At 51.0% G+C, this 26,364-nt stretch carries 28 protein-coding genes; 25 read left to right on the forward strand and 3 right to left on the reverse strand.

What is annotated here, in order from left to right; translation table 11 throughout:
• The first annotated feature begins 37 nt into the window (after positions 1-37).
• The 3 genes from MCG46_RS08680 (at position 38) to ruvB (ending at position 2,333) form a co-directional block, all read left to right on the forward strand.
• Complete coding sequence (locus tag MCG46_RS08680) at positions 38-478, forward strand: GNAT family N-acetyltransferase (RefSeq protein WP_240279406.1); 441 nt, start codon at positions 38-40, stop codon at positions 476-478.
• A 259-nt stretch (positions 479-737) separates the two neighbouring features.
• The gene (ruvA, locus tag MCG46_RS08685; protein ID WP_240279408.1) at positions 738-1,319 is read left to right on the forward strand and encodes a Holliday junction branch migration protein RuvA; all 582 of its coding nucleotides are present in this window, start codon (positions 738-740) and stop codon (positions 1,317-1,319) included.
• A gap of 3 nt (positions 1,320-1,322) precedes the next feature.
• Positions 1,323-2,333 (forward strand): Holliday junction branch migration DNA helicase RuvB, encoded by a 1,011-nt coding sequence (gene ruvB, locus MCG46_RS08690; protein WP_020223370.1) that lies wholly within the window; start codon positions 1,323-1,325, stop codon positions 2,331-2,333.
• 145 nt (positions 2,334-2,478) lie between these two features.
• Here the strand turns inward: ruvB and MCG46_RS08695 are convergent, their stop codons facing one another.
• On the reverse strand, positions 2,479-3,051 hold the full coding sequence (locus MCG46_RS08695) for an SOS response-associated peptidase (RefSeq protein ID WP_240279411.1): 573 nt from the start codon (positions 3,049-3,051) through the stop codon (positions 2,479-2,481).
• Between the two features lie 10 nt (positions 3,052-3,061).
• Positions 3,062-3,295 carry a hypothetical protein gene (locus MCG46_RS08700; RefSeq protein WP_020223372.1) on the reverse strand — a complete coding sequence of 78 codons (234 nt, stop codon included), beginning with the start codon at positions 3,293-3,295 and terminating at the stop codon, positions 3,062-3,064.
• 166 nt (positions 3,296-3,461) lie between these two features.
• Here MCG46_RS08700 and MCG46_RS08705 point away from each other — a divergent pair, with 166 nt between their 5' ends.
• The 7 genes from MCG46_RS08705 to MCG46_RS08735 all read left to right on the forward strand — a co-directional run bounded on the left by MCG46_RS08705 (position 3,462) and on the right by MCG46_RS08735 (position 8,724).
• Positions 3,462-4,076, forward strand: a complete 615-nt coding sequence (locus MCG46_RS08705) for a LexA family protein (RefSeq protein WP_020223373.1) — start codon at positions 3,462-3,464, stop codon at positions 4,074-4,076.
• A gap of 135 nt (positions 4,077-4,211) precedes the next feature.
• Entirely contained in the window at positions 4,212-5,711 is a 1,500-nt protein-coding gene (gene glpK, locus MCG46_RS08710) for a glycerol kinase GlpK (protein ID WP_240279416.1), read from the forward strand.
• Between the two features lie 31 nt (positions 5,712-5,742).
• Positions 5,743-6,369, forward strand: coding sequence for a class I SAM-dependent methyltransferase (locus MCG46_RS08715; protein ID WP_240279417.1), 627 nt, complete (start codon positions 5,743-5,745; stop codon positions 6,367-6,369).
• Between the two features lie 46 nt (positions 6,370-6,415).
• A complete protein-coding gene (locus tag MCG46_RS08720) occupies positions 6,416-7,078 on the forward strand; it encodes an HAD family hydrolase (RefSeq protein WP_240279418.1) in 663 nt (220 codons plus the stop codon).
• Positions 7,075-7,614 carry a histidine phosphatase family protein gene (locus MCG46_RS08725; RefSeq protein WP_240279420.1) on the forward strand — a complete coding sequence of 180 codons (540 nt, stop codon included), beginning with the start codon at positions 7,075-7,077 and terminating at the stop codon, positions 7,612-7,614. The genes MCG46_RS08720 and MCG46_RS08725 overlap by 4 nt, the downstream gene beginning before the upstream one ends.
• 15 nt (positions 7,615-7,629) lie before the next feature.
• Positions 7,630-8,139, forward strand: a complete 510-nt coding sequence (locus tag MCG46_RS08730) for an AAA family ATPase (protein ID WP_240279422.1) — start codon at positions 7,630-7,632, stop codon at positions 8,137-8,139.
• A 63-nt stretch (positions 8,140-8,202) separates the two neighbouring features.
• The gene (locus MCG46_RS08735; RefSeq protein WP_240279424.1) at positions 8,203-8,724 is read left to right on the forward strand and encodes a GNAT family N-acetyltransferase; all 522 of its coding nucleotides are present in this window, start codon (positions 8,203-8,205) and stop codon (positions 8,722-8,724) included.
• An 83-nt stretch (positions 8,725-8,807) separates the two neighbouring features.
• Here MCG46_RS08735 and MCG46_RS08740 read toward each other — a convergent pair whose 3' ends face one another.
• Positions 8,808-10,124 carry a patatin-like phospholipase family protein gene (locus MCG46_RS08740; protein WP_240279433.1) on the reverse strand — a complete coding sequence of 439 codons (1,317 nt, stop codon included), beginning with the start codon at positions 10,122-10,124 and terminating at the stop codon, positions 8,808-8,810.
• A gap of 129 nt (positions 10,125-10,253) precedes the next feature.
• On the opposite strand from MCG46_RS08740, the gene MCG46_RS08745 reads away from it, so the two are divergent.
• From MCG46_RS08745 to MCG46_RS08815, 15 genes are all read left to right on the forward strand, one after another.
• Positions 10,254-10,487, forward strand: a complete 234-nt coding sequence (locus MCG46_RS08745) for a hypothetical protein (RefSeq protein WP_240279435.1) — start codon at positions 10,254-10,256, stop codon at positions 10,485-10,487.
• 58 nt (positions 10,488-10,545) lie between these two features.
• On the forward strand, positions 10,546-11,625 hold the full coding sequence (gene ftsW / locus MCG46_RS08750; protein ID WP_154237950.1) for a putative lipid II flippase FtsW: 1,080 nt from the start codon (positions 10,546-10,548) through the stop codon (positions 11,623-11,625).
• A gap of 83 nt (positions 11,626-11,708) precedes the next feature.
• Positions 11,709-12,782, forward strand: a complete 1,074-nt coding sequence (murG, locus tag MCG46_RS08755) for an undecaprenyldiphospho-muramoylpentapeptide beta-N-acetylglucosaminyltransferase (RefSeq protein WP_240279437.1) — start codon at positions 11,709-11,711, stop codon at positions 12,780-12,782.
• Between the two features lie 15 nt (positions 12,783-12,797).
• Positions 12,798-13,694, forward strand: coding sequence for a UDP-N-acetylmuramate dehydrogenase (gene murB, locus MCG46_RS08760; protein ID WP_154237948.1), 897 nt, complete (start codon positions 12,798-12,800; stop codon positions 13,692-13,694).
• Entirely contained in the window at positions 13,694-14,548 is an 855-nt protein-coding gene (locus MCG46_RS08765; protein ID WP_240279439.1) for a cell division protein FtsQ/DivIB, read from the forward strand. Before murB ends, MCG46_RS08765 begins: the two co-directional genes overlap by 1 nt.
• Positions 14,549-14,604: 56 nt before the next feature.
• Positions 14,605-14,964: an Asp23/Gls24 family envelope stress response protein gene (locus tag MCG46_RS08770; protein WP_020223386.1), complete on the forward strand. Its 360-nt coding sequence runs from the start codon at positions 14,605-14,607 to the stop codon at positions 14,962-14,964.
• A gap of 12 nt (positions 14,965-14,976) precedes the next feature.
• Positions 14,977-16,605, forward strand: a complete 1,629-nt coding sequence (locus MCG46_RS08775; RefSeq protein WP_240279441.1) for a DAK2 domain-containing protein — start codon at positions 14,977-14,979, stop codon at positions 16,603-16,605.
• Positions 16,606-16,776: 171 nt separating this feature from the next.
• Complete coding sequence (gene dcd / locus MCG46_RS08780) at positions 16,777-17,310, forward strand: dCTP deaminase (protein WP_240279444.1); 534 nt, start codon at positions 16,777-16,779, stop codon at positions 17,308-17,310.
• A 68-nt stretch (positions 17,311-17,378) separates the two neighbouring features.
• Positions 17,379-18,185, forward strand: a complete 807-nt coding sequence (locus MCG46_RS08785; protein WP_240279447.1) for a MerR family transcriptional regulator — start codon at positions 17,379-17,381, stop codon at positions 18,183-18,185.
• Between the two features lie 181 nt (positions 18,186-18,366).
• The gene (locus tag MCG46_RS08790; protein ID WP_240279449.1) at positions 18,367-20,070 is read left to right on the forward strand and encodes an FAD-dependent oxidoreductase; all 1,704 of its coding nucleotides are present in this window, start codon (positions 18,367-18,369) and stop codon (positions 20,068-20,070) included.
• Between the two features lie 279 nt (positions 20,071-20,349).
• Entirely contained in the window at positions 20,350-22,368 is a 2,019-nt protein-coding gene (gene recG / locus MCG46_RS08795) for an ATP-dependent DNA helicase RecG (protein ID WP_240279450.1), read from the forward strand.
• 42 nt (positions 22,369-22,410) lie between these two features.
• Positions 22,411-23,091: a ribonuclease III gene (rnc, locus tag MCG46_RS08800; protein ID WP_020223392.1), complete on the forward strand. Its 681-nt coding sequence runs from the start codon at positions 22,411-22,413 to the stop codon at positions 23,089-23,091.
• Positions 23,092-23,093: 2 nt separating this feature from the next.
• On the forward strand, positions 23,094-24,113 hold the full coding sequence (locus MCG46_RS08805) for an aldose epimerase family protein (RefSeq protein WP_240279452.1): 1,020 nt from the start codon (positions 23,094-23,096) through the stop codon (positions 24,111-24,113).
• On the forward strand, positions 24,110-25,378 hold the full coding sequence (locus tag MCG46_RS08810; protein WP_240279454.1) for a galactokinase: 1,269 nt from the start codon (positions 24,110-24,112) through the stop codon (positions 25,376-25,378). Before MCG46_RS08805 ends, MCG46_RS08810 begins: the two co-directional genes overlap by 4 nt.
• Before the next feature lie 167 nt (positions 25,379-25,545).
• The gene (locus MCG46_RS08815; RefSeq protein ID WP_240279456.1) at positions 25,546-26,364 is read left to right on the forward strand and encodes a sulfide/dihydroorotate dehydrogenase-like FAD/NAD-binding protein; all 819 of its coding nucleotides are present in this window, start codon (positions 25,546-25,548) and stop codon (positions 26,362-26,364) included.

The raw sequence follows: 26,364 nt of genomic DNA on the forward strand, positions 1-26,364 counted from the left end.
GCGCCTCTTTTCCTTTGATCAGAGAGGAGCTGAGTTCATGACGATTTTACGGCTGGCACAGAAAACAGATCTGCAGGCGTTATTAACTTTGTATACATATTTAGGCGACAATCCAATCCCTCAGGACCTGGATAAGCTGGAGCGTTGTTGGCAAACGCTTCTCAGCGATGAGCGAACCTCGATCATCCTCGCTCAAACGGCAGATCAGGTGGTTTCGACATGCACGCTGACCGTGATTTTGAATTTGACGCATGATCTGCGTCCTTATGGATTAATTGAAAACGTTGTCACCTTGCCGGCATATCGCAAACAGGGGCTGGCAGGGCAATGTTTGGCGGAAGCCATGCGGATAGCTCAGGTTCAGAATTGTTATAAAGTACTGTTGACGACTGGTTCAAAAAGGCCTGAAACGTTGAATTTTTATCGGAACGCTGGATTTAATGATTCGGATAAGACCGCTTTTGTTCGCTGGCTGTAAAACGTTCTGAGTTTTTGATTACGTCCGGTTTCCAATTCACGTAAAGAAGAAGGCTTTCCGGCATTCTTCCAGGACGTTTTTAATGGAAAAGCTTGGCGGCCGGAAACTTGATCGCCAGCTTGATCTTAGCTTTGAATTGCTGCTTGAGTGCGTAGGATCTAAAAAGGCAGAATAAGGACAACGGGGGAATTGCAATGCCGATGGATAAACGTATGGTGTGCGGCATGAAATTATGGTAAAATAAACGGCAGGTGATAACATGATAGCAATGATTAAGGGAACGGTGTTTGCCGTGGGTTTGGATTGGATCATCATCGAAAACCAGGGCATCGGATATAAAGTGTTCTTTTCCCGACCGGAAACGGTAAGATTAAACCAGGAAGTCCGCGTTTTTACATATCAGCACGTCCGTGAAGATGAATTCAGCCTGTTTGGATTTTTATCCATGGATGAACAGGATCTTTTCGTTAAGTTGATCTCAGTAAAGGGATTGGGGCCAAAAACGGCGATGAATATGCTGGCGGCGGCAACCTATCAGCAGATGGTGCAGATGATTGAACAGGGCGATGTCGCGGCGTTGAAGAAAATGCCGGGGATTGGGGCAAAAACAGCCTCACAGATCATCCTCGATCTCAAAGGCAAGCTTGTCCGCGAAGAGACAAATGAAGGGACTGCCAGCCAGGCGATCGAAGATGCTTTAGAAGCACTCAAAGCCCTGGGATACAAACAGAGCGAATTAAACGGCTTGTCTAAAATCATGCGCGAGCATCCGGACAAGACGACCGACGAATATGTAAAGCTGGGTCTGCAGCATCTGCTGCAGCGGAAAAGAGGAGGATAACGGATGGATGAGGAACGGCTGCTTTCCGCCTTGCCGGAAGCTGGGGAAGATGAATCATCACTGCGCCCGCAGCGGCTGGCAGACTATATCGGCCAGACCGGTTTAAAAGAGAATTTAAAAGTCTTTATCCAGGCCGCCCTGCAGCGCAATGAAACGTTGGATCATGTTCTGCTGTACGGGCCTCCGGGATTAGGCAAAACGACATTGGCCTATATTCTGGCTAATGAAATGGGCGGCAAGGTGCGTACGGCCAGTGGTCCAAGTATTGAACGCAGCGGCGATCTGGCTGCGATTTTATCGACGCTGGAACCGGGCGACGTCCTGTTTATTGATGAAATTCACCGATTGCCGAAAATGGTGGAAGAAGTCCTGTATCCCGCGATGGAAGATTTCTGTATTGATATCGTAGTCGGCAAGGATTCCGGCGTGCGTTCCATCCGTTTGGATTTGCCGCCATTCACCTTAGTCGGGGCTACGACACGAGCCGGAGATCTGACCGCTCCGCTGCGCGATCGGTTTGGAATCGTCAACAAGCTGGAATATTATGATGAAGATCAGCTTTCCCAGATTGTATCGCGGACTTCCCGTGTGCTCAATGTGGAAGCGGCGCCGGAAGCAGTGCGGGAGATTGCCAAGCGTTCGCGCGGGACACCGCGAATTGCCAACCGGCTGCTCAGACGGGTACGCGATTTTGCGCAGGTTCTCAATCATGGCGTGATCTCGCTGGAGGTTGCCCAAACCGCTCTGGATCGGCTGCGCGTCGATTCTTTGGGACTGGATGATGTGGATATTCGCTATCTGCGGGGCATTATCGAACGTTTCCGCGGCGGACCGGTCGGTCTGGAAGCGCTGGCTTCCAGCATTTCAGAAGAGCCGATGACGCTGGAAGACGTGTATGAGCCGTATTTGATTCAAATCGGGTTTATCAATCGGACTTCCCGGGGTCGGGTTGCCACGCCGAAAGCCTATGAACATTTAAAAATCGCTTATCATGATCAGCTGTTTGATCTGTAAGCGAACAAATTAGAATTAAGCGGCAAGCGAAAAAGAAAATGAACAGGGTGCTGATCTATTGAAATCAGCACCCATTTTCATTTTGTGGATGGAAGTCCGCTTTGCGCAGACATCCTTTGTTCCTTTATTTCTTCAGCTTGTTGGCTTATCCAGTCGGACTGACCTGCAGCTTGCTGACGCAGCGCAGACGATCTTCACCCCGGCAATAGCGCAGGGCATTTTCCTCGCTTAAAATTACCGGCATGCGGTCGTGAATGGATTCCAGTTCAGGCAAAGCAGGGCGGGTCATAATGACAAAATGTGGACCATCCGCTTCTTCATGATAGAAACCAGCCATGCACAGCAGAGTCTGGTCCGGCATCGTAAACAACATTTTCCTGCGGCTGGGCTTTTCCCATTCATAGTAGCCGCTGGCACAGATGACACAGCGGCGATGGCGCAGACTTTCGCCGAACATCCGCGAGCGCGGCGCTGTTTCAGAGCGGGCGTTGATCACCAGCCTTTTTTGCGTCGGATGGGAAAACCCCCAGCGCATCGGGGTCGGCGTCAGTTCATCTGCCTGTTCTGACAGAAAGCAGACCGGCGTCAGCTGAGAGGGAAAAACCTCGCCCAAGCTCAGTTCTGAAAGCTGTTCTTCGCCGAGCTGCATCTCAAGCAGCGCCAGCAGCGAACGAATCCGCGCATTGTTCTGATCAAAAAATAAATAACGTCCGCACATGATTTCATCCTCATTTCTCAATAAACCAGCGATTTTCGCAAAAGTACAGGTACCGCCGCTGCCCCTGGGAAAACAGACAGGTGTAGCGCAGGCCGGCGCCGCCGCTTTTCAGGGAAGCCGCAGGACAACGCTGAACGATCTTCTCTATCTTATATTTTAACCCATTTTCCCAAAGAATAAACAACGGGATAAAGCTGCCGTCCTCTTCCCAGTTCCCATTGACTCGTACATACTGCTTTTCCATGAAAATATCGCTCCTCTCTGTTTCTTATTTTACTTGAAAACTATTCAATTTCAAGACTTACATGAACAAATTTAAAGGATAAACCTGGAATACTTGAAAAAAGTTCCGATAAGCCGTTGAAAAAACAGGAAGATTCCGTTACAATGAATCCAAGGTGGTGATTCCGATGTATTTTAAGGAAAATCTGAGATATCTCAGAAAAAAGTATCATATTACACAGAATGACCTGGCAGAAAAATTCGGCTATAAATCATTTACAACCATTCAGAAATGGGAAGACGGCACTTCGATGCCGAAGATGAGCATCCTGCAGCAGCTGGCGGATTTCTTCAATCTGACGATTGAGCGGCTGATCAATCAGGATCTGACGCGCGATGAAATGTCCGGCGTGCGGGTGCCGGTTTTGGGCAGTGTCAAAGCGGGATATGATCACTTTGCGGAACAGATCGTTGAAGATTACGAATGGGTCAGTCCGGATGAAGCAAGAGGCGGCGAGTATTTTTATCTGGACGTCGTCGGGGATTCGATGAAGAATGCCCGGATTGAGGAAGGCGACCGCGTTTATATCCATCGGCAGAATTCTGTCGATAATGGTCAGATCGCGGTGGTGCTGCTGGAAAATGATGAAGTGACGCTGAAGCGGGTCTTTTATAAAGATGGGGATATGATTCTGCAGCCGGAAAATGACGCGTATGAACCGATTGTCGTACCGTTAAAGGACGTCATGGACCGCAGAGTACAGATTTTGGGCCGGCTGGTGCACAATAAAATCCGCTATTGAGGAATTAGAAAAGCCAAGAAGACAAACATGAAGATCGTTCGGTTCTGGATGAACTGGGCGGTCTTTTCAATTGAGCTTGTGTTGCAATGACAGCGGTTTCAAGGTAAACTTATACAAGAAACGAAGGTGGAAAGAATGGAAAAATATATTCTGGCGATCGACCAGGGAACGACCAGCACCCGGGCGATTTTATTTGATCATGCGTGTCAGATCCGTGCTCAGGCGCAGAAAGAATTCACGCAGTATTTTCCCAAACCCGGCTGGGTTGAACATGATGCGACAGAAATCTGGCTGAGTGTTCTGGCGGTGATGGCCGAGGTCGTCATGGCCAGCGGCATTGATCCGGCGCAGGTAGAAGGGATCGGCATTACCAATCAGCGTGAAACAACGGTCGTCTGGGATAAACAGACCGGTCTGCCGATTTATCATGCGATCGTATGGCAGTCGCGCCAGACGGATAAAATCTGTGATCAGCTGAAAGCGGAAGGCTTAGAAGAGTGGATCCGAGCGAAGACCGGGCTGGTAATCGATCCGTATTTTTCAGCGACAAAAGTGAAGTGGATTCTTGATCATGTGCCGGGGGCACGTCAGCGAGCGGAAAACGGTGAACTGCTGATGGGCACGATTGACACCTGGCTGGTTTGGAAATTAAGCGAGGGCCGTTGTCACAGTACGGATTATTCCAACGCTTCGCGAACGATGATGTACAATATTTTCGATCTGAAATGGGATGCGGAAATTCTGGCAAAATTAGATATTCCAGCCAAAATGCTGCCGCAGGTGCAGCCTTCCAGTCAAATCGTCGCGATGACAGCACCCGTGCATTTTTTCAACCGGGAAATCCCGGTGGCGGGTGTTGCTGGGGATCAGCAGGCAGCGCTGTTCGGACAGGGCTGTTTTGAGGAAGGCATGGCCAAAAATACATATGGAACTGGCTGCTTCTTGTTGATGAACACCGGTGAACAGCCGGTGGTTTCCCGCCATGGTTTAGTCACGACGCTGGCCTGGGGTGTGGATGGAAAGGTCAGCTATGCTTTGGAAGGCAGTATCTTTGTTGCCGGCAGCGCGATTCAGTGGCTGCGCGACGGCTTGAAAATGATCCGGACCGCCGCGGAAAGCGAAGTCCTGGCTACCTCGGTAGACAGCAGCGAGGGCGTCATTGTCGTTCCGGCCTTTGTCGGTTTGGGCGCACCGTATTGGGATGACAAAGCGCGCGGGGCGATCTTCGGGCTGACCCGCGGCACAACCCAGGCGCATTTGGCACGGGCAACACTGGAATCGCTGGCCTTTCAGACCCGGGATGTGATCGAAGCGATGCAGAAAGATTCCGGCATTCGCTTAAAGACGCTCAAAGTCGACGGCGGGGCCGTCCGCAACAATTATCTGATGCAGTTTCAAAGTGATCTGCTTCAGACCCCTGTGGAGCGCGGCAAGATCAACGAAACAACAGCGCTGGGTGCGGCATTGTTAGCCGGTTTGGCTGTGGGATTCTGGAAGAATCGGCAGGAAGCGCTGGCAGGACTGCAGCTGGATCACCGCTTTGAGCCGCAGACCAGCGCGTCGCAGGCAGATCAGGATTACCGCCGCTGGCAGCAGGCTGTGGCGTGCTGCTGTCACTACCATCCAGAAGGATAATCACTCAGAAAAAGGAGCGTATAAAATATTTATGGTGCTGAATCAGGAAGGCTTCAATCAATGGGCGGCGAATTATGATCAAAGTGTCGCACAGTCCCAACAGGAACAAAGCTATCCGTTTGCCGGCTATGATGAGGTTCTTGCGAGGATTGAAAAGCGGATTGCGGCGCATCCCGGAGCCTTGGTCTTGGACGCGGGTTTTGGTACCGGCGTTCTGACCGAACGTTTGGCTAGAGCCGGCGCTGTGCTCAGCGGATTTGATTTTGCTTCAGCCATGGTCGATTCAGTTAAGAAAAAACTGCCGCAGGCTCAGTTGTTTATTCATGATTTCAACGATGGCTGGCCGGCCATTCTGGCCGAAAATCAGTTTGATTTCATTGTGTCTACTTACGCGCTGCACCATTGCGGCATGGCGGATCAGATCGCCTGGATTCAGGCAATGACTGCGCATCTGAAACCGCAGGGACAGGTTCTGATTGGCGATATTGCCTTTGAGAATGAGGAAGCGTACAAGCTTTGCCGCAGGCAGGCGGCCTCGCAGTGGGATGCGGAGGAAACGTATCTGACGCGTGAGCAGCTTCAGTCTGTTTTCGGCGGACAGTTTACATGGGAGCGCTGTTCTTTCTGCGCTGCGTTGATGATCTTCAAAGCTCGTTAAGCGTTTAATTGAAATCGGAAATAGCTAAGAAAAAGGGGGTAAGGTTATGCAGGCATTCATCTTTGATATGGACGGGGTTATTATCGACAGTGAAAAGGTGTATGAACAGGCCGATCAGAAGTGGTTTGCGGAAAATGGCATCCAAACCGACCGCATTGCGCTGCGGCGGTGTTTGGGATGTACGGATGACGTCAACTGGGGCATGATCGCGAAGTGGAATCCGGATCGGGATATCCCTGAAATTTATCGGCAATATCGTGAATTCTGCAAGGAGATCCGGGTGAATTACCGTCAAATTTACCGGCAGTATGTACAGACGCTGATTGATCAATGTCATCAATATGGAATCCAAACAGCATTGGCTTCCAGTTCGCCGATGGACAACATTCTGACGGTTATCCGCGACTGCGGCCTAGAGAATCAGTTTGATTTGATCGTCAGCGGCTGTGATCTGCCGCAAAGCAAACCCGATCCGGCGATCTTTCTGCAATGTGCCAAGCAGCTGGGCATCGTTCCGGCAGCATGCGTGGTGATTGAAGATTCGTATAACGGCGTTACAGCCGGCAAACGTGCCGGCATGACGGTCATCGGTTTAGATGATCCGTATTTTGGTCAGGATCTGAGCGAAGCGGATGTCCGAGTTGAGGTTTTGGAACAAATCGAAATCACAGCGCAGGGTTTCAGCATCAAGGCCAGGGCTGCGTTATGAAATTATTGTTCGTGCGCCATGGTCATCCGGATTATTCTGAGCCCAAAGCGCTGGGATATCCGGGCTTCGGCAATGATCTGGCGCCTTTGGATGCATTAGGCCGGATACAGGCTGAACAGGCAGCACAGGATCCGCGGCTGAGACAGGGACAGCTGATCGTCGCTTCCCCATTTACCCGTGCCCTTCAAACGGCAGCGATTCTTTCCCGCCGATTGGATCTGGATCTGCGCGTAGAAGTGGGACTGCATGAATGGCTGCCGGATCTAACCTATACGTATACGCAGATTGAAACGGTCGAGCAGGCCAGAGCGGAATTTGACGCCATGAACGGCATTGCCGAGGCAGAAAGAAAAGGACAATGGGAAACGTGGGAACAGATGCGTTTCCGTGCGGAACGGGCACTGGCGCGCTATGTTGGTTATGAATGCCTGATCGTGGTCTGTCACGGACTTTTGATGCAGTGCTTTGTGGAGGAAAAAAAGATTCCCAACGGCGGGGTTTTTGAGGTACAATGGATGCCTGAACACACGCGTTGAGGGGAGGCGCAAAGCATGGAACGAATTTGTATTATCGGCTGTCCCGGCAGCGGCAAGAGTACGCTGGCATCCCGATTAGCCGCCGCCACAAACATCCCGACGATTCATTTGGATCAGCTGTTCTGGAAAGAGAACTGGGTTCAGCGTACCGACGAAGAATTCGATGAGCTGTTGGCAGAAGCTTTAAAACAGCCTCGCTGGATCATGGACGGCAACTTCGCCCGTACCCTGCCGCTGCGGTTGGGCTTTGCGGATACGCTGATCGTTTACGATCTGCCCAAATGGCGCAGTGTCGCCGGCTATTTTCAACGGCTGCGGCGCTATCGCGGAAGCACCCGTCCTGACATGACGGAGGGCTGTGCGGAAAAGCTCGATTGGGAATTTGTGGGCTACATCTTAAAATTTAAAAGACCGGATCTGACGGCTTTACAGCGGGAATTTCCGCAGCTGACGATACTTCGGCTGCGTTCGCACCGCCAGGCAGAAAGCTGGCTGACGCAGCTGGAAAAACGGATTGAATCGTGATTGCGGCAGCTGCGGCCAAGGATTTTGACAGTTTGTCAGAAGGAAAGAAAGAAGGGAAATACAATGCTTGAACTACGTTCCTTGACAACCGCAGACGGCGAAGCGGCCTATATGTTTCTGCAGGCGTTCGCGCCGGATGAAAACGGATTTGAAAATCCCTATCATGACTGCTCAAAAGAAACCTTTTTAACTCAGGAGCTGCCGTTGATTTTAGATCATGCGCAAGGGCGGAATCTGGAAGAAAATCATGTTCCGGATACCTGGTATTTTCTGTGGGACGACGATCAGATGGTCGGTCTGTTTCGGATTCGGCATTATCTAACGGAAGCGCTGGCCCAGGGGGCAGGCCATATCGGTTACGGCATTCATCCGGATCACCGCGGCAAGGGCTACGCGACGCGCGGTTTGGCGCTGGCCGTCGAAGAAGCGGCGAAACTGATTCCGGAGGATGAAGTCTACCTGTCCTGTCACAAGGATAATCCGGCTTCGCTCAGGGTGCAGCTTAAAAACCACGCGCGGATCGATCATGAGGATGAAGTGGAATATTATACGCGGATTCCGCTGCCAAAACACCTGCATCGTTAACCTAAAAGTCTGGCGGAATCAGAAGAAACACCCTTCTATTCGCCAGACCTTTTTTTACGGATTCTTTTTTGGATTTAACGTGGTTACGAATTTTGATTCAGCTTAAACCAGCGAATCAAAAAGGCGGCAAACCAGCTGACCAGAACCTCCTGCGCCATTACCGGCGCAAGCCAATGCAGCTGCTGAAGCAGGGAATTCTGGCGGTGCAGCATCTGATCGCAGAGGCTGCGGCATAACAGGATGCGGTCAGCTTTGCCGATCAGCGTCAATAACGACTGCCGGGTTGTCTGTTGAAGCAAGCTCTGATACAGGGAACGCTCAGTCTCCAAAGCCGGACTTCCGGCGCTGAAAAATTCCGCGGCTTCAATAAGAAAGGTTTGCGGATCGAGAAGTGTCTGAGCCTCTTTTTTCATGAGCTCAGCGGCAATTTCCATCAACCGGATAAATAATGTTTCAAATGAGTCGCCCGGAGCTTTGAGAATTTTATCCAGCAGGACGTTCTGCGGCCACAGCGTATCAATAAATGGATGATCGGAGTCATCCAGCTGACATTGAAATAAAGTCAGCTCGCGCACCAGGACTTCGGCCAAAGCTTGAAGCGAAGGGGTCAGGGGAGTAAAGACATACCGCTCACCGATCCGCTGGCCGAGAAATTTCTGCGCGTCAAGCACGCCCAGCTCACGGTTGCGTTTCAGGATCATCGGATCAAAGGATAAAAAGGATCCAAGATCGCGCGACGGGCTGAGAACCTTGACCTGCGGCAGTTTTTCCAGCGTTGGATGAATCGGACTTTGATAATGCAGATTGACAGCGATGACCCGTTCCGCTCCCATCCGTAACGCTAAGGCAATCGGCAGGTTGTCCTGATAGCCGCCGTCGATATATTGCTGCCCGGCGAATTCATAGACGGGAAAAGCGGGAAAGCAGGAAGCTGAAGCAATCAGATAATCCTTGATCTGACCTTGGGGAATTTCCTGCTTTGTCAGCTCGACTGCCTGCAGGGAAGGATAGCGCACCGTGACGAGACCGAAATCAATCGGGGACTGCCGCAGCTTCGGCTCATCGACTAACCGGGCGATCATGTCTTTTAACGGTGTGTTGTCGGCGCCTTTGGCATTGACGTATTTTTTCAGAAACGGAGCGATTTTCTGTTTGTTTTCCATGATCGCGCTGAGCTCCAGATCAATTCCGTCCTTCATCACATCATCAATCCGCAGATTTTCCCATAAGTCCAGGGCTGCTTCGTAGTCCTGTTGGACGATCAGCGCCCCGTTTAACGCGCCGATGGAGGTGCCGGTTACGATATCCGGCGTCATGCCGGCTGCCCGAAAGGTCTGCCACACCCCGATTTCATAGGCTCCCCGTGAACCGCCTCCGCATAATACCCATGCTGTTTTCATCGTTAATCTCCTTTTGATGTTCGATTGTTTTCTCCTGCTATGTATTATATAATAACGGCGCAGGTTTCGATACGCTGAATTGTTCTTTGGATCCATTGAACCCTGAGCTTAATTGAAGGAAAGGAGCGGATGGCGTTGAAATTAATCCATCACGCGGTCTATTTTATCAGCTGCATGGCGATTTATATCGCTTTATTCTGGGTCGAATGTCAAATTGTGCCGGTCGTGCTTCAGCTCTGTCTGCCATCGGGATGGCTGGGGGTGCAGTGGGCTGCGCTGGGCTTGTTTTTACTGTTTCCCAATCCGCAGCTGACCTGGATTTTGGGCAATTCGATTTCCCGACGTCTGACGCCGGGCGCTTGATTTGACATCAAGTTTCACTTTCTTCGTGCATACGCTGTACGGGAGGTGAAACTTTTTTATGTTCCATCGAAAAAACAGGCTGCTTTTGATCGAAGTGCTGACGCTGGTAGCCGCCGGGTTGATCATGATCGCCTCCAGCTCGGTGTACTGGGCGGAGTTTAAATATCACAATCCCTGGTATTTTGTGCAGCGTCAGGCGTTATTTGCGGTTTTAGGATTGTTTGCGATGAATCTGACCAGCCGGCTGAACATTCAGAAGCTGCGGGAAAAACAGAAACCGATTCTGATCGGCTGTTACATCGCTTTGGCGCTGGTGCTGATTCCGGGGCTGGGCGTGCAGCGCAACGGATCGCGCAGCTGGTTCGGCGTCGGCAGCTTTTTGATCCAGCCCTCTGAGTTTTTCAAGCTGGCGCTGATCTTGTCGGTGTCGGATTATCTTGCCAAGAAGGATCGGATCAAGAGTCTGCGCAAAGATTTGCTCGTCCCGTTGTTTCTGACGATGCTGGGGTTTGGCTTAATTTTGCTTCAGCCGGATTTCGGCAGTGGTCTGGTCATGGTCTGCAGTATCGTTGTAATTGTTTTGGCGGCTGATGCGCCGTTTAAATATTTCGTGCGGCTGGGTTTATTGGGCGCGGCGGGATTAACGGCCTTGATCCTGGCTGCCCCTTACCGTATGGCACGCATCGTCTCCTTTCTGGATCCTTGGAAGGATCCGTTAGGCAGCGGATTTCAGATTATTCAGTCGCTGTTTGCGATTGCCCCGGGCGGGTTGTTGGGGGCGGGCTTAAACCGGTCGATGCAGAAGCATTTCTATCTGCCGGAGCCGCAGACTGACTTTATCTTTGCGATCACGGCGGAGGAGCTGGGCTGGATCGGCGCGTCGTTAATCATCGTCATTTACCTGTTCATCATATTGGAAGGCGTGCGGATCGCCAAAGGGGCGCACGATCCTTTTCTGTGCTATGTTGCGGTCGGGATCATCAGTTTATTTGCGATTCAGGTGATGATCAACCTCGGCGTCGTCGTCGGATTGTTCCCTGTTACCGGCATCACGCTGCCATTGATGTCCTATGGAGGCAGTTCCTTAGTTATGATTATGGCGTCTCTGGGCATCTTAATGAGTATTGCGAAGGCATAAGCGACATGCGGGTGGGCGTGAAGGGGGATGTATGCTATAATAAGGCAGATAAAAAAGAAAACGGAAAAAGGAGTGAAACGCAAATGCGCGTATTAATTGCGACCGGCGGTACCGGCGGTCATATTTATCCGGCGCTGGCGCTGGCGGATGCGATGAAGGAAAAAGATCCGAAAACGGAGATTCTGTTTGTCGGTACGGCTAACCGGATGGAAGCCACGGAGATTCCCAAGGCGGGCTATCGCTTTGAAGCGATCAAGGCCAAGGGCTTAAATGGTTCAGCGCTGGCCAAGGTGCAGGCGATCGTCCAGCTGGTTCAGGCTTATTTCGCCTGCCGCAAAATTGTCCGGCAGTTTCGTCCGGACTATGCGATTGGTTTTGGCAACTATATCAGCGCCCCGGTCATTCTGGCAGCGCATTTCGCCCATGTGCCGACGATGCTGCATGAACAGAATTCCTATGCCGGCAAGGCCAATCGGTTTCTTGCGCAGTACGCTGATAAAATTGTCGGCTGCTATCCTGAGAATCTGCAGCAGTTTCCGGCTTCGAAAACCCGGATTCTCGGCAATCCGCGGGCCAGCGTTGCGGCGCAAGCTCAGCGGGATCCGCAGGTCGTGCGGCAGCTGGGCTTGGACCCGGCAAAACCGTTGGTCGTTGTGGTCATGGGTTCGCTGGGCTCGGAAAGCGTCAATGCCGTGATGGTTAAAGCCCTGAAGGCAATGGCCGGCAAGGCCTATCAGGTATTGTATGTCACCGGCCGGGCGGCTTACCAACAGGTTCAAAGCCAGGGCCTGGAATGCACCAACATCAAAGTTGTTGAGTATATCGACGGGGTGCGCGTGATGGTCAATGCCGATCTGGCCGTTGTGCGGGGCGGAGCGACCACAGCTGCCGAAATCACGGTTTTGGGTCTGCCGGCGATCATTATTCCCAGTCCCTATGTTCCCAATAACCACCAGGTGCTCAACGCCAAAGCGCTGCAGGAGGCAGGGGCAGCGCTGATGATTGAAGAAAAAGACTTGACAGAAGCGGAAATTACCGCAAAAATAGAGGGTGTTATTTTTGATCCGATTCGTTTGGAAGGGATGCGTGCCGCGGCGAAGCGGTTAGGCCATCCGGATGCAAACGAACAGATTTACAACTGGATTCAACAAGGATAAAAGGTGATTCTAACGATGAGAGACAGCTTGGAAAGACTGCGGTGCTATGGCGATGTGGCGGAAAATGTTTCGATGTCGACGCTGACAACGCTGCGCATCGGCGGCAATGCCCGCGCCATTGTCTATCCCAAGACAATGCTGGCGCTGACGCAGGTGCTTCGCCTGCTGGCCAAGCAGGGGATTCCGTTTAAAATTTTCGGCAAGGGGAGCAATTTGTTATGCTCCGACAACGACTATGAGGGCGTGATCATAAAACTTGACCGCTATCATGATGATTTTTATTTTGACGGACAGACGGTTGTCGCTGAGGCGGGCTGTTCTATTATTGCTTTGTCGTATGAAGCGATGAAGCATTCGCTGTCCGGGCTGGAATTTGCCAGCGGCATTCCCGGAACGGTCGGCGGCGCTGCGTTTATGAACGCGGGCGCTTATAAAAGCTGCATGGCAGAGGTTGTCAGCGAAGTGTTTGTGCTGCGTGAGGGACGCTGTGAATGGCTGAGTCCGGCAGAGTGCGGTTTCAGCTATCGGACTTCGATTTTTCAAAGTCATCCCGACTGGGTGATTCTGGCGGTGCGGTTTCATTTAACCACGCAGGATCAGGCCGAAATCCGGGATCTGATGGATCGGCGGCGGCAGCGAAGGATGGAATCTCAGCCGCTGGATAAACCGAGCGCGGGCAGCGTGTTCCGCAATCCCAAGGATCGTCAGGCCTGGCAGATGATTGATGAGCTGGGCTATCGCGGCCATCGCGTCGGTGGGGTTTCCGTCAGTGAGAAGCACGTCAATTTTATCGTCAACGATCAACAGGGGAAGGCGCGGGATTTTATTGAGCTGGTTGAAGAAATTCAGGATCAGGTACGCCGTAAGTATGGCGAGGAACTGATTCTGGAAGTGGAGAAGTTTAACTGGTGATGCGCAAGCCCGCTCCGGCCTCTCCGGATAACAAGACCTCGGTTGATCTGTTGATTGAACAACGCAAGCGTCAGGCTCAGCAGAAAAACTTTCGCCGCCAGAAACGCCGGCTGTTCAAAGCGGCCATCGGCTGCGCGCTGATCGTCATGGGCACAGCGTATTATTTCAGCGATGCCGCGTTGGTCAAAACCGTCAGCGTTCAGGGCAATGTCAGCTTAAGCCGCAGTGATGTGCTGGAGCTGGCGGGGATCACGGCCCATTCACGCTGGCTGACGGTATTTACGCCGCAGGTGAAAAATGCACTGCAGCAATATCCGCTCATCGTCTCAGCCTCAGTGCGGCATGAGCGCGGCAATCAGATTGTGATCGAAATTGAAGAACGGGAGCCGGTCGGCTACCGCTACATCGAAGAACCTGAAATTTTATTGAAGGACGGCAGCATCGTTAAGATGGATGAGCGGATGATGGGGCTGATTGCCCGGATTCCGCTCATCGTCGGATTTCAAAGCGCGGAGCAAAGCGCGGATCTGGCGATGGCTTTCCGCAATGTATCGGCGGGGATGATCTCCTTAATTTCCGAGATTCAGCAGTTTGAGGTTTCCTATGATCCAAATATGATCCGTTTGATCATGCATGACGGCAACCAGTTTTTTTCCAGCTACTATTCGATGGACGTGCTCAATGAGTACAACAGCATCGTTTCCAATCTCAACAAGGCTCAATCCTGCATCTATGTCGACGAGATGTCCAAGTCTGCCTATACCCAGCTGTGTCCGGGTGAAGCGGATCCCAACGCGCCGGCAGAGGGAGATTCAGATGAAAATTCTGACACAAACGGCGCAGAAAATGAGTAAAATTTGAAAAGTACAAATAGTTTGATATAATAAATAAAGCGAAGGAGGAATCGTTCATGTCCATAGAACGTGTAACCAGCTACGGCAATATCAACATCTCGCAGGAAGCGATCGCAACTTTAGCCGGAGGTGTCGTCAGCGAATGCTACGGTGTTGTCGGTATGGCTTCCCAGAAGTTAGTGAAGGATGGCTGGGCCGAATTATTAAAAAAAGAAAATTATTCCCGCGGGGTTGTCGTCAGAAAGACAGAAAAGGGAATGGAACTGGATCTATATATCGTCATCGGCTTCGGGGTTAAGGTTTCCGAAGTTGTCAGTGAAGTACAGAAGAAAGTGAAGTATGTCCTTGAGAAAACTCTGGAGCAGGATTTTGCAGCCGTCAATGTCTATGTGCAGGGTGTCCGGGTTATTGGTTAATCGGAGGGTATCATGAATAGAATTAACGGAACGGATTTTAAAGAAATGCTGCTCAGCGGAGCGGCTCATTTGAGCAACCGCCATGACGCGATCGACGCTCTGAACGTTTTCCCAGTCCCCGATGGTGATACGGGAACGAACATGTCGATGACGTTTACCTCCGGGGTCAAAGAAGCGATGCAGGCCTGCACCGATGATCTCAGTGTATTGGCGAAGACCTTGTCGAAGGGTCTGTTGATGGGAGCGCGGGGAAACTCCGGCGTCATTCTGTCGCAGATTTTCAGAGGCTTTTATCAGTCCATCGAAGGCAAGAGCGAACTGGCTCCCGCCGATCTGGCCGCGGCGTTTGTCAATGGCAGCAAGGTTGCCTATAAGGCGGTTATGCGGCCGGTTGAAGGAACGATTCTGACGGTTGTCCGGGAAGCCAGCGCAGCCGGGGATCAATACATGAAGGACCACCCGGAGGCAACGATCGAAGATGTATTTAACTGCATTCTTGACGAATCGCGAATTTCGCTGGCCAATACGCCGGAATTGCTTCCGGTCTTAAAGGAAGTCGGCGTCGTGGACAGCGGCGGAACAGGTTTAGTCGTTATTTTGGAAGGTTTCAAAGCAGCGATGGATGGCCGGCCGTTTGTCATGGAAGAAAAGGAAAGCACCACCGCCAAAGCTGCGATGGAGCTGGAAAACGAAGAGTTCGGTTACTGCACTGAATTTATTCTGCGCTTAAGCGAACAGGGGCAGGTTACATTTACCGAAGAGAAGATGAAGAAGGCATTGGCCCGCTTAGGCGAGTCCATCGTCGTCGTTCAGGATGAAGATTTAGTCAAGGTGCATGTGCATACACTGACCCCAGGCGATGCCCTGAACTACGCTCAGCGCTACGGCGAATTCGTCAAGCTGAAAATTGAAAACATGCAGGAACAGCACAATACGATCATGAATGAGACGCTGCCGGTCAAAGCCGAAGAGCCGATTCAGGAAAAGGATTATGCGCTGATCGCTGTGGCGGCTGGGGACGGCTTGAAAAAGCTGTTTGAAGAATACCGCGTAGACGTTGTGATTTCCGGCGGACAGACGATGAATCCGTCCACTGAGGATTTTGTGGCGGCTATCAAGCGGGTCAAGGCCAAGCATATCTTCATTCTGCCGAATAACTCGAACATTATCTTAGCAGCGCAGCAGGCTGCGGCGGTGATGGAAGATCAGGATATTCGTGTGCTGCAGACCAAATCCATTCCGCAGGGACTGTCGGCGTGCATTATGTTCAATCCGGAAGTTTCCGCTGATGAGAATGAAGCGGAAATGACAGCGGCGTTGGAGCATGTCAAAACCGGACAGATCACCTATGCGATCAAGGATACAACCTTTGACGGCATGGAAATTGTGGCGGGTGATTACATGGGCATTGCGGAGAAGTCAATCGTGATTTCAACCCCGAACAAGATGGATGCTTGTCTGCGGTTATTGGATAACCTGATTGATGGGGATTCAGAGATTGTTACCGTGCTTGCCGGCGAAGATGCCAGCGAGGAAGAAACGGCGCAGATTGCCCGTTATATCGAAGATCAGTTCGGTGTGGAAACGGATATTCAAGCTGGCGGTCAGCCGGTCTACGCCTTTATTTTCGGTGTTGAATAAGCATTCAAGCTGAAGCATGAAACACAGGCAGCCATTGGGCTGCCTTTTGTCTAGCTGAAGCGTTTTTTCGAAACGGAAAGCGAAAGGGCAGACGGTAGGAAAAAGTATCGCAAAATCCAAATCTCAATGATACAATAAAAGCACCGTAAAAAGACATAAAGGAGAATTTCAATGATACTGTCAGATAAAACATTAATCAAAATGCTGAATGACCATTCACTCGTAGTGACGGACTTAGAACCAGAACAAATCCAGCCCGCAAGTATTGATATTCGAATCGGAAACACGTTTTGCATCGTTGAGGATTCGCCTTCTGGAATCATTAACTTAGAAGATGAAATCCAATACAAGCAAATCACGGCTGAAAAATATACGCTGCTTCCTGGCCAATTTGTCTTGACCACCACGATGGAGTATTTTGAATTGCCGGATGATCTTACCGCCTTTGTGGAAGGCCGCAGTTCATTAGGCCGCATGGGACTGTTTATCCAGAATGCCGGATGGGTGGATCCGGGCTTTAAAGGCGAAATTACGCTGGAATTATTTAATGCGAATCGCTGTGCAATTGAGTTATGTGCCGGCCGCCAGATCGGACAGTTGGTCTTTGCCCAGCTCGATGAGAAAGCTCTGAATCCCTACCGCGGAAAATATCAGGGCCAAAGAGGGGCCACAGGATCCAAAGTGTTTTTAGATTCAAAGAAGTGAAGGACTTCCTCAATGATTAAATACAGATGTTCATCGCTTTTCGGCAGAATAACCAAAGGGAGGGTGTTATGAAATTTACACGAAGTCAGTTTTCCAAAACCTTTGGCATCAGTATGGAATCACTGCGGTATCTGGAAAAGAACGGCAGCATCCAGATCGCCCGCAACCAAGAAAATCAATATATGGAATACACGGAGGAACAGATCCCGATCATTTTGTCGATCAAGAAATTTCAGCAGGCCAAAATTCCGCTGGAAGAAATTCTCCCGCTGACGGGTCAGCAGGTTCCTGATCATATCGCTTTTTTGGATCGCTGCATTGGCGAGCTGAAGCAGCAGAAGGAACAGATTGAGGCTTCTTTAGGCTATCTGCAGTTTATTCAATCGGTGTATCAGGAAGAGATTCAGAAAGTAAATCAGCTGCAGTTAAAATGGGAAGGGGAATGCTTTTATCTGCGTTTTGATCCCAAGGGCCGGAATAACGCGTTAATCCGTGAGGCGATGCAGTATCTTCCGCATGTTGATCTGATGACGATTCTGGATCTGGAACAGCTTGATGAGGAACAGCCCAAAGTTCAGCTGGGATTAAATCTGCCGCTGTATATCGACAGCTGCAAGCCTCTGATTCAGGCTGTGGAACATTCCAATCAGCTGCATAAGACTGCAGATGGAACGTATCTTTATAAAGTGATATTCAAAACGAATATCCTAAAGATCCGCCGCTCGGACATTCAGGATATGCTCGATTATGCCGCGCAGCATCATTTCACCCTGCAGCAGGAAATTTTTGGCTTCGTGATGGGACCGGAAATCCGCAATCAGGAAAAAGGATATTATATCCGGCTGTACTGTCTGATTCAGAAGGACGCTGAATAAGTTATCCCTGAGAACAACCTAAAAAGAACGAAAGTTTGGGTCTGCCCCAAACTTTTTGCGTTAAGGGAAGGAAAAGAATGAAAAATTCATAAAAGAATGGGATAAAATTCACAAAATCACCCTCTTGACTCTGGGGCTGCCCCAAAAGCTAAGATAAGGCTATCAGAAAAGAGGGAAAATGATGAAACAGAAACAAATTTCACGTCGGGCCTTTTTGAAAGGGACGGCAGCCGGAGCCTTAGGCATCGCCGCGGCAGGGTTGTTGAGCGGCTGTGCGAATGAAAACGAACAAACCGCCGTACCGACGCCTGGATTGGATGATCAACCGCAGAGCACCTCAAGCGACTGGCTGGGCAGCGCCCCGGTGATCGATGAAAAACAGATTGTCGCGACCTACGATTGCGACGTCGTTGTCATTGGAGCGGGAACGGCAGGCTTATTTGCCGCCTGTGCCGCCGCTGAGGAAGGCGCCGATACAATCCTGGTTGAAAAATTCGGGGAAGAATATGGTGGTTCTGGAATTCGCGACACGCTGGCAGCGGTGAACTCCCGGCAGCAGATCGAAAACAACGACAATCCGGATCCGTTTGATGTGATGACGGAAATGGTTCGGCAGTCCAATGGTTATGGCGATCAGCGGCTGTATAAGGTCTGGGCAGAACATTCCGGGGAAACGATTGACTGGTATGGCGATCTGCTGGAAGCCAACGGTCTGCGGCTGCGCCATGAGGTTGACAATCATACCGAGCCTGTCCGCTATCCGATTTATGATGTCGGTCATTCCCTGCAGATGAGCGATACGCAGGGGGCCGAAGGCGTCACGGCTAAAATATTAAAAGATTACGGTGTCGGTCTGGGACTGTCGATCCATTACAATACTGCACTGACATCCCTGGTGAAAGAAGGCGAACAGGTCGTCGGCATGATCGCCGCTGTGGAAGGCGGATATGCCCGCTACAATACGAAAAAAGGCGTCATTGTCTGTACCGGGGGCTACAGCCTGAACAAAGAGATGCTCAATGCCCTGCAGCCGGAAACCGTGAAAATGACCAATATCAATTATTCTTATCCAGGCAGCACCGGCGATGGCATCAAAGCCTGTCTGTGGGCAGGGGCGGCAATGGATGAAACCCATGCTGCGATGCTGTTTGACCGCGGCGCAATCAAACCGGATCAGGTTGGATGCGATGAACAGGGCGTGCTGTTCTGGATGGGATCGCAGCCGTTTTTGAAGGTGGATCTCAACGGCAACCGCTTCGCCAATGAAAGCGGTTGTTACGATCATATTCTGCATGACGCGTTTAATCTGCCGCAGATGACGTATGCGATGGTGTGGGACGCTAATTACATTCAGGATATGGAACGCTTTGATACCCATGGCTGCAGCCGGATGTTCCCGCATGCCAACGGAGCAGAATCCGTTTGGCCGCTGGAATTCAACGAAGCTGTGTTTATGAGTCAGTATCGCGAACAGGGTATTGTTGTGTCCGCGGAAACGATTGAGGAACTGGCTGACAAGCTGGGCATTCCGCAGGAAAACTTAAAAGCTACAGTACAACGGTATAATGAGCTGGCGGATAAGCAAAAGGATGAGGACTTCGGTAAGGAACCGTTCCGTCTCTCCCATCTGCGTCAGGCGCCGTTTGAAGGCGTTCGGATGAGCGGCGGCTATTTCATCTGTACGCTGGACGGGATTAAAATTGACGTCAATATGAACGCGGTGACACCGCAGGGAAAACCGATCGAAGGTTTGTATGTTGCCGGGGACTGCTCAGGCGGCTACTTTGACGGCAGTTATCCGAATCTGTTGGCAGGCTGTGCCGCAGGCCGCTCAGTCACCTTTGGCCGTTTGGCGGGAAAACTGGCGGCGCACCGCGAAGGGTAAGCGATCATCCTCTTAAATAAGGTCAGGAATCTGTTTCCGCGTTAAAACAGCGTGTGGAACGATTCCTTTTTTTGTTTGATATGGCGAACGGCTGCAAGTGATTCAAAAAAAAACAGAAGATAAGCAGCAGAAACGCGAGCATTCCGTCAATATGAACTTATTGGAAGCAGAATTGGCTTTTTACCTTTCATAGGAAACAAGCTTTTTCAAGTTCGCTTGGCGCTGACTTGAAAAATAAGGTATAATAAAAATATTCCTGTTTGAAGGGAGGAAGAACGGATGGCGCTGACGCTGAAACAATTAAAAATGACTCCGAAGCGAACGGAGCTGTTAGAAAAAATGGGTCTGACGGACAGCGATGCAATTTTAATGTGCGTCCCACTGCGTTATCAGTGCCGTGAGGTCATTCCTTACGAACAATGGCAGGTAAAAAGCGAAGTGATTCTGGAAGGGCAGATCGTCCGTCCGGCGCGGTCAATGCGGATCCGCGGCGGCAAAACCATGACGAAATTCCAGCTGGAAAATGACGACGATTGTTTTGAAATTACAATCTTTAACCGCCCTTGGGCAAGCAATTTGTCCGTCGGCCAGCGGATCACGGTGATCGGCTATTATCAAGGCGCGGGCAAGATCACCGCGACAACGTATAACAGTCAGCCGCTTCAGGAACAGTTGGGCGTCACGCCGGTTTATCCGCTGAAAGAGGGCATGACCCAGAAAATGATGCAGGAAATCATCAAGAAAACATTCATTACCGCCCAATCCCATATTGAAGAATTAGTCCCGCCCTCGCTGCAGAAGCAATATCGCCTGCTGCCCAAGAAAACCGCGCTGCGCTGTCTGCATTTTCCCCGCTCCATGGAGGAAGTCTATCAGGCGACGCGGACGCTGAAATATGAGGAATTTCTGAAATTCCATCTCGTGCTGGAGATGATTCATCGCCAGCAGACGGAAACGGTAACGAAGAAGGCGAAGCAGTTTGATGCGGAACAGGTCTACGCGCTGGCCAATCATCTCTCCTTTGCGATGACGCCGGATCAGTTTAAGGCTGTGCGGGATATCTTGGCCGATATGGGCAGTGACAAAATCATGTACCGCTTGATTCAGGGCGATGTGGGATGCGGCAAAACGTTGGTGGCTTCCCTGGCTCTGTATGCCTGTGTGCTCAGCGGTCATCAGGGGGCAATCATGGCACCGACCGAAATTCTCGCTCGTCAGCATGCCGTTTCCTTGAAAAAGCTGTTTGCCGGACTGCCGATCAAAATTGACGTACTCTGTTCATCGCTGCCGGCGGCGAAAAAGAAAGAAGTGCTGCAGGCGATGAAGGACGGGACGCTGCATTTGGTTGCCGGAACGCATGCATTATTTCAGAAGGAAGTCGAGTTTGCCAAGCTGGGATTGGTCGTTGCGGATGAACAGCACCGCTTCGGCGTGCAGCAGCGCAAGGCGTTAAAAGAAAAAGGCGAAAAGGTCGATTTCCTGTTGATGAGCGCGACGCCTATTCCGCGGACGCTGGCCGCGACTCTGTATGGGGACATGGACATTTCAACGATCATGACAATGCCGCCGGGACGCAAGCCGATCCAGACGCAGCTGATCGAGAAAAATACGCTCAGCCCGATCATGCCGCAGCTGTTGGAGCAGTTAGCACAGGGCGGTCAGATCTACATCGTGTGCAGCGCGATCGAAGAAAATGAAAATTTCGATGGCCGCAATGTTCTCGATATCTTTGAAAGCCTAAGCAAGGCATTTGCCGGCAAGGCTAAGCTCGGATTGATGCACGGACGGATGAGCAGTGAAGAAAAGGAACAGGCGATGCATGACTTTGAGGCCAACAAGACACAAATTCTCGTTTCAACCACGGTCATCGAGGTCGGCGTCAACGTTGTCAACGCCTGCTGCATGGTGATTTACGATGCCCATCGGTTCGGACTTTCCCAACTCCACCAGCTGCGCGGCCGAGTCGGACGGGGCAATCGGCAGGGCTATTGCTTTCTTTTGACTTCCAGCAAAGATCCGGAAAGTCTGGCACGCTTGAAGATCATGGAACAGACGACGGATGGATTTGAGATTGCGATGAAGGATCTTGAGCAGCGCGGTCCGGGTGAACTTCTGGGAACTCGTCAAAGCGGTGTCCCAGGACTAATTTTAGGCGATTTAGTGGCGGATACGAAAATCATTCAAACCGCCCGGCAGGACGCGGCCAACATCTTAAACAACCCGGAGAATCCAGAGTATCAGCCGTTGTTAACTAAAATCCGGAAAGAAAATGAATCCGCTATTTCTTATATGGATTAATCACGATATAATAAAACAAGAGAATCAGAAAGGAAGAAAAAAATGAAAATATGCGAATGGCTTGAAGCACGAGGAATTCATTGCAAAGACAGCCGTCTGATCGAGCAGGCTTTTGTGCATTCCTCGTATGTCAATGAACATAAGCAGCTGAAACACGATAACGAACGTCTGGAATTTATGGGCGACGCGGTGCTGCAGCTGTGGGTATCGGATAAATTATTCCGGCTTGATCCGCCGTTGGATGAAGGCCGCATGACGACGTTTCGGGCGCAGTTGGTCTGTGAGGAAGCTTTAGCGATCTATGCCCGGCAGCTGCAGCTCAATTCGTTTTTAAAGCTGGGCGTAGGAGAAGAAAAAACCGGCGGCCGCGAGCGGGATTCGATCATCGCTGATATGTTTGAAGCGATGCTGGGCGCCTTGTATGAAGACGGCGGAATGGCGCCGATTGACAACATTCTGACGGAAGTGATCATGCCGCATTTGAGTCATCCGGAAGAACCGATTATCGTCGATTATAAAACCAAGCTGCAGGAATATGTTCAGTCGGATTCCCGCAAAACGGTAACCTATGAAGTCATCAATACTACTGGACCGTCCAACAAGCCGGAGTTTGAAGTCCAGGTCAAGCTGGAAGGGATTATCCTGGGCACGGGCAAGGGCAACTCCAAAAAGAAGGCGGAGCAGAAAGCCGCTCAGAACGCTTTTGAAAAGATGGTGCTGTAGCAATGAAACAAGGATATTTCGGGACACTGCAGGATGGCCGCACGGCTCAATGGCTGGAGATTGAAAATGAACAACTCAGAGTGCGCGTCAGCGACTATGGCGCGACTCTGGTTTCACTGTGGCTGAAAGACGCGCAGATTGACGCTGTTCTGGGATTTGATGAGGTCAGCGGCTATCAGCAGTCGGTCAAATACATGGGCGCGATGATCGGCCGGGTGGCTAACCGCATTAAGGACGGTCAGTTTACGCTGAACGGTCAGGTTTATTCATTGTACCGCAACGATAAGGGCAATACGCTGCATGGCGGTCAGGAAGGCTTTGACGCAAAGCTGTGGACAGTCATCGAACAGCGCGCGGATACACTGACGCTGAGTTTGTGTTCGCCTGCGGGGGAGGAAGGCTTTCCTGGAGAATTGACCGTGACGGTGACCTATTCGTTAGCCGGCTGTCGGCTGTCGATCACAACGCGGGCCGAAAGTACGGCAGCTACGCCGGTCTCACTGACCAATCACGCCTATTTCACCCTCAGCGGTTCAACACCATCGCTAAAAAACCATTGGATTCAGGTTGATGCCGATGAAATCGGACTGCTTGATCCTAACGGCTGTACGCGTCCGGAAACGATGGAGGTCGAAGGCACGGTCTTTGATCTGCGTGAACCCCAATGCATTACCGAGGTGCTGAAGCAGCATCACAGTCAGCTGGAAATTGCCGGGGGTCTCGATCATAACTATGTACTCAACGGCATCGGGTTCCGGCCTGTCGCCAGTTTGCGCCAAGGCGGGCTGACGATGCGGGTGCTGACGGATATGCCGGATATGCATGTCTACACGGCGAACTTCTTAAACAGTGACTGCGGCCGCGGCGGGGCACAGTATACGCCGCATTGCGCGGTTTGCTTTGAAACTCAGTATTATCCCAACAGCGTCAATGACCCATCCAAGATTTCCTGCATTCTGCATCCAGGTGAAACGATGGAGCATTGCACAGCGTTTGAATTTGATCAGGAGGAACAGGCATGAACAAGACAGAACTTAAAGCTTTGCTGAATCAGAACCGTTCGCGGCTCGGCAGTCTGTATGGCCAGACTCAGATCGAGCAGCAGATTGACCGGTACTCCCAGCTTATTGATGCCTATGAGGCAGCGTTCAACGATCAGGACTGCGCGCTGTTTTCTGCCCCGGGACGCACGGAGGTCGGCGGCAATCATACCGATCACCAGCACGGCCGGGTTTTGGCCGCCAGCGTCAATATGGATGCCGCTGCCGCCGCAGGCAGACGGGAAGGGGAAGTTGTTTTTCATTCGGAAGGCTTTGCGATCAAACCGGTCTCGCTCGATGATCTTTTTGTCCATCCGGAAGAAAAGAATACATCGGAAGCCCTGATCCGCGGTGTGTTGGCTGGATTTGTCCAGCGCGGCTATAAAATCGGCGGTTTCCAGGCGGTGTCCAACAGCACCGTGCTGAAAGGCTCAGGCATTTCTTCATCTGCGGCCTTTGAAGTGCTGATCGGAACGATTTTGTCACATTTATATAATGACGGTCAGGTTTCCGCCCAGGAGATTGCCAAGATCGGTCAGTATGCGGAGAACGTTTATTTCGGCAAGCCAAGCGGTCTGCTCGATCAGATGGCGTGTTCGGTCGGCAATTTTGTGACGATTGATTTCAAGGATCCGCAGAACGTTCTTGTCGAGCAGGTTGATTTTGATTTTAACCACAGTCAGATCGCGCTGTGTCTGGTCGATACGCGGCAGGATCATGCAGATCTGTCCGATGAATACGGCCTAATGCCGGCGGAAATGCGGCAGGTCGCGGCGTATTTTGGCTGCGAGGTGCTGCGGCAGGTGGATCCGGCCGATTTTTACCAGCATATTCAGGCGGTTCGTGCACAGCTTCAAAATGATCGGGCCCTACTCAGGGCAATTCATTTCTTTGAGGAAGACGCGCGGGTTCCGTTGCAGGTACAGGCTTTGAAGGATCATGATCTCAGCCGATTCTTTGAACTGGTTATCGAATCCGGTCATTCCAGCTTCATGTATCTGCAGAATGTAACCAGTCCGAGCGATATCCGTCATCAATCCCTGGCGCTGGCGCTGGCCTTATCGGAAAAGGTGCTGAAAGGCCGCGGGGCTTGGCGGGTTCATGGCGGCGGCTTGGCAGGAACGATTCAGGCGTTTGTGCCGCTGGATCTTTTGGATGTCTATCAGCAGGTGATGGACGATTGCTTCGGTGCCGGCAGCTGTCATGTTTTATCCATCCGTCCGGAAGGCGGAGTCCGATTGCTTTAGAAAGAACCATTTGGTTCTTTTTCTTTTGTCAAGATAAATGAATTCAAGTCAGACAATTTCGTTAAAATGATAATTGTGAATAATGAAATTAATTGAACTTGTTGAATTCAGGGATACTTCGCTATATACTTAAATTATGAAAGGGATTGCAGAAAGGATGAGAGAATATGGTTGATATTTTAGAAGCTCGTGTCCTGAACCCACAGATCACGCTGCTGAAATTAAAAGCAGAACGGATCGCTAAGAAGGTTCAGCCAGGACAGTTTGTGATTCTTCATCAGGACGAAAAAGCAGAAAGGATCCCGTTAACGATTGCCGATTCCGATCCAGAAGCGGGCACGATCACGGTCATCCTGCAGGCTGCCGGGGAATCAACGAAGCGTTTATGTGCGCTAAAGACGGGAGATCAGATCCGTGATGTGGTTGGTCCGTTAGGTCAGGCGACAGATTTTGAAGGGGCGCAGAATATCTGCGTCATCGGCGGCGGTGTCGGCTGCGCGATTGCTTACCCCAGTGCGAAAGCTTGTCATCTCAAGGGTGCGCATGTGGATCTGATCGCTGGCTTTAAGAATGAATCGCTGGTGATTCTGAAAGAGGAAATGGCCGCGATTGCCGATGAATTCACGCTGATCAGCGACGACGGCAGCACTGGAAAGCAAGGTTTTGTTACCGACGCGTTAAAGGAAAAATTAGATCAGGGAAAGAAATATGATCTGGTGATTGCGATTGGCCCGATCATCATGATGAAGATGGTCTGCAAGGTGACCGAAGCCGCCGGCATTAAAACATTAGTCAGTCTGAATCCGATTATGATTGACGGAACCGGAATGTGCGGAGGATGTCGGGTCACGGTGGGCGGCAAAGTAAAATTTGCCTGTGTTGACGGCCCGGATTTTGATGGCCATCAGGTTGATTTCGACGAGCTGATGCAGCGCAATCGAACCTATATGGAAGATCATCGCTGTCACCTTGAGGAGGTGAAATAA

The organism is Holdemania massiliensis (assembly GCF_022440805.1).
Classification (GTDB): domain Bacteria; phylum Bacillota_I; class Bacilli_A; order Erysipelotrichales; family Erysipelotrichaceae; genus Holdemania; species Holdemania massiliensis_A.

Bases quoted from the DNA above. Each gene is read 5' to 3' on its own strand.
- MCG46_RS08680 (WP_240279406.1), top strand. From the start codon at position 38: ATGACGATTTTACGGCTGGCACAGAAAACAGATCTGCAGGCGTTATTA.
- ruvA (WP_240279408.1), top strand. From the start codon at position 738: ATGATAGCAATGATTAAGGGAACGGTGTTTGCCGTGGGTTTGGATTGG.
- ruvB (WP_020223370.1), top strand. From the start codon at position 1,323: ATGGATGAGGAACGGCTGCTTTCCGCCTTGCCGGAAGCTGGGGAAGAT.
- MCG46_RS08695 (WP_240279411.1), bottom strand. From the start codon at position 3,051: ATGTGCGGACGTTATTTATTTTTTGATCAGAACAATGCGCGGATTCGT.
- MCG46_RS08700 (WP_020223372.1), bottom strand. From the start codon at position 3,295: ATGGAAAAGCAGTATGTACGAGTCAATGGGAACTGGGAAGAGGACGGC.
- MCG46_RS08705 (WP_020223373.1), top strand. From the start codon at position 3,462: ATGTATTTTAAGGAAAATCTGAGATATCTCAGAAAAAAGTATCATATT.
- glpK (WP_240279416.1), top strand. From the start codon at position 4,212: ATGGAAAAATATATTCTGGCGATCGACCAGGGAACGACCAGCACCCGG.
- MCG46_RS08715 (WP_240279417.1), top strand. From the start codon at position 5,743: ATGGTGCTGAATCAGGAAGGCTTCAATCAATGGGCGGCGAATTATGAT.
- MCG46_RS08720 (WP_240279418.1), top strand. From the start codon at position 6,416: ATGCAGGCATTCATCTTTGATATGGACGGGGTTATTATCGACAGTGAA.
- MCG46_RS08725 (WP_240279420.1), top strand. From the start codon at position 7,075: ATGAAATTATTGTTCGTGCGCCATGGTCATCCGGATTATTCTGAGCCC.
- MCG46_RS08730 (WP_240279422.1), top strand. From the start codon at position 7,630: ATGGAACGAATTTGTATTATCGGCTGTCCCGGCAGCGGCAAGAGTACG.
- MCG46_RS08735 (WP_240279424.1), top strand. From the start codon at position 8,203: ATGCTTGAACTACGTTCCTTGACAACCGCAGACGGCGAAGCGGCCTAT.
- MCG46_RS08740 (WP_240279433.1), bottom strand. From the start codon at position 10,124: ATGAAAACAGCATGGGTATTATGCGGAGGCGGTTCACGGGGAGCCTAT.
- MCG46_RS08745 (WP_240279435.1), top strand. From the start codon at position 10,254: ATGGCGTTGAAATTAATCCATCACGCGGTCTATTTTATCAGCTGCATG.
- ftsW (WP_154237950.1), top strand. From the start codon at position 10,546: ATGTTCCATCGAAAAAACAGGCTGCTTTTGATCGAAGTGCTGACGCTG.
- murG (WP_240279437.1), top strand. From the start codon at position 11,709: ATGCGCGTATTAATTGCGACCGGCGGTACCGGCGGTCATATTTATCCG.
- murB (WP_154237948.1), top strand. From the start codon at position 12,798: ATGAGAGACAGCTTGGAAAGACTGCGGTGCTATGGCGATGTGGCGGAA.
- MCG46_RS08765 (WP_240279439.1), top strand. From the start codon at position 13,694: ATGCGCAAGCCCGCTCCGGCCTCTCCGGATAACAAGACCTCGGTTGAT.
- MCG46_RS08770 (WP_020223386.1), top strand. From the start codon at position 14,605: ATGTCCATAGAACGTGTAACCAGCTACGGCAATATCAACATCTCGCAG.
- MCG46_RS08775 (WP_240279441.1), top strand. From the start codon at position 14,977: ATGAATAGAATTAACGGAACGGATTTTAAAGAAATGCTGCTCAGCGGA.
- dcd (WP_240279444.1), top strand. From the start codon at position 16,777: ATGATACTGTCAGATAAAACATTAATCAAAATGCTGAATGACCATTCA.
- MCG46_RS08785 (WP_240279447.1), top strand. From the start codon at position 17,379: ATGAAATTTACACGAAGTCAGTTTTCCAAAACCTTTGGCATCAGTATG.
- MCG46_RS08790 (WP_240279449.1), top strand. From the start codon at position 18,367: ATGAAACAGAAACAAATTTCACGTCGGGCCTTTTTGAAAGGGACGGCA.
- recG (WP_240279450.1), top strand. From the start codon at position 20,350: ATGGCGCTGACGCTGAAACAATTAAAAATGACTCCGAAGCGAACGGAG.
- rnc (WP_020223392.1), top strand. From the start codon at position 22,411: ATGAAAATATGCGAATGGCTTGAAGCACGAGGAATTCATTGCAAAGAC.
- MCG46_RS08805 (WP_240279452.1), top strand. From the start codon at position 23,094: ATGAAACAAGGATATTTCGGGACACTGCAGGATGGCCGCACGGCTCAA.
- MCG46_RS08810 (WP_240279454.1), top strand. From the start codon at position 24,110: ATGAACAAGACAGAACTTAAAGCTTTGCTGAATCAGAACCGTTCGCGG.
- MCG46_RS08815 (WP_240279456.1), top strand. From the start codon at position 25,546: ATGGTTGATATTTTAGAAGCTCGTGTCCTGAACCCACAGATCACGCTG.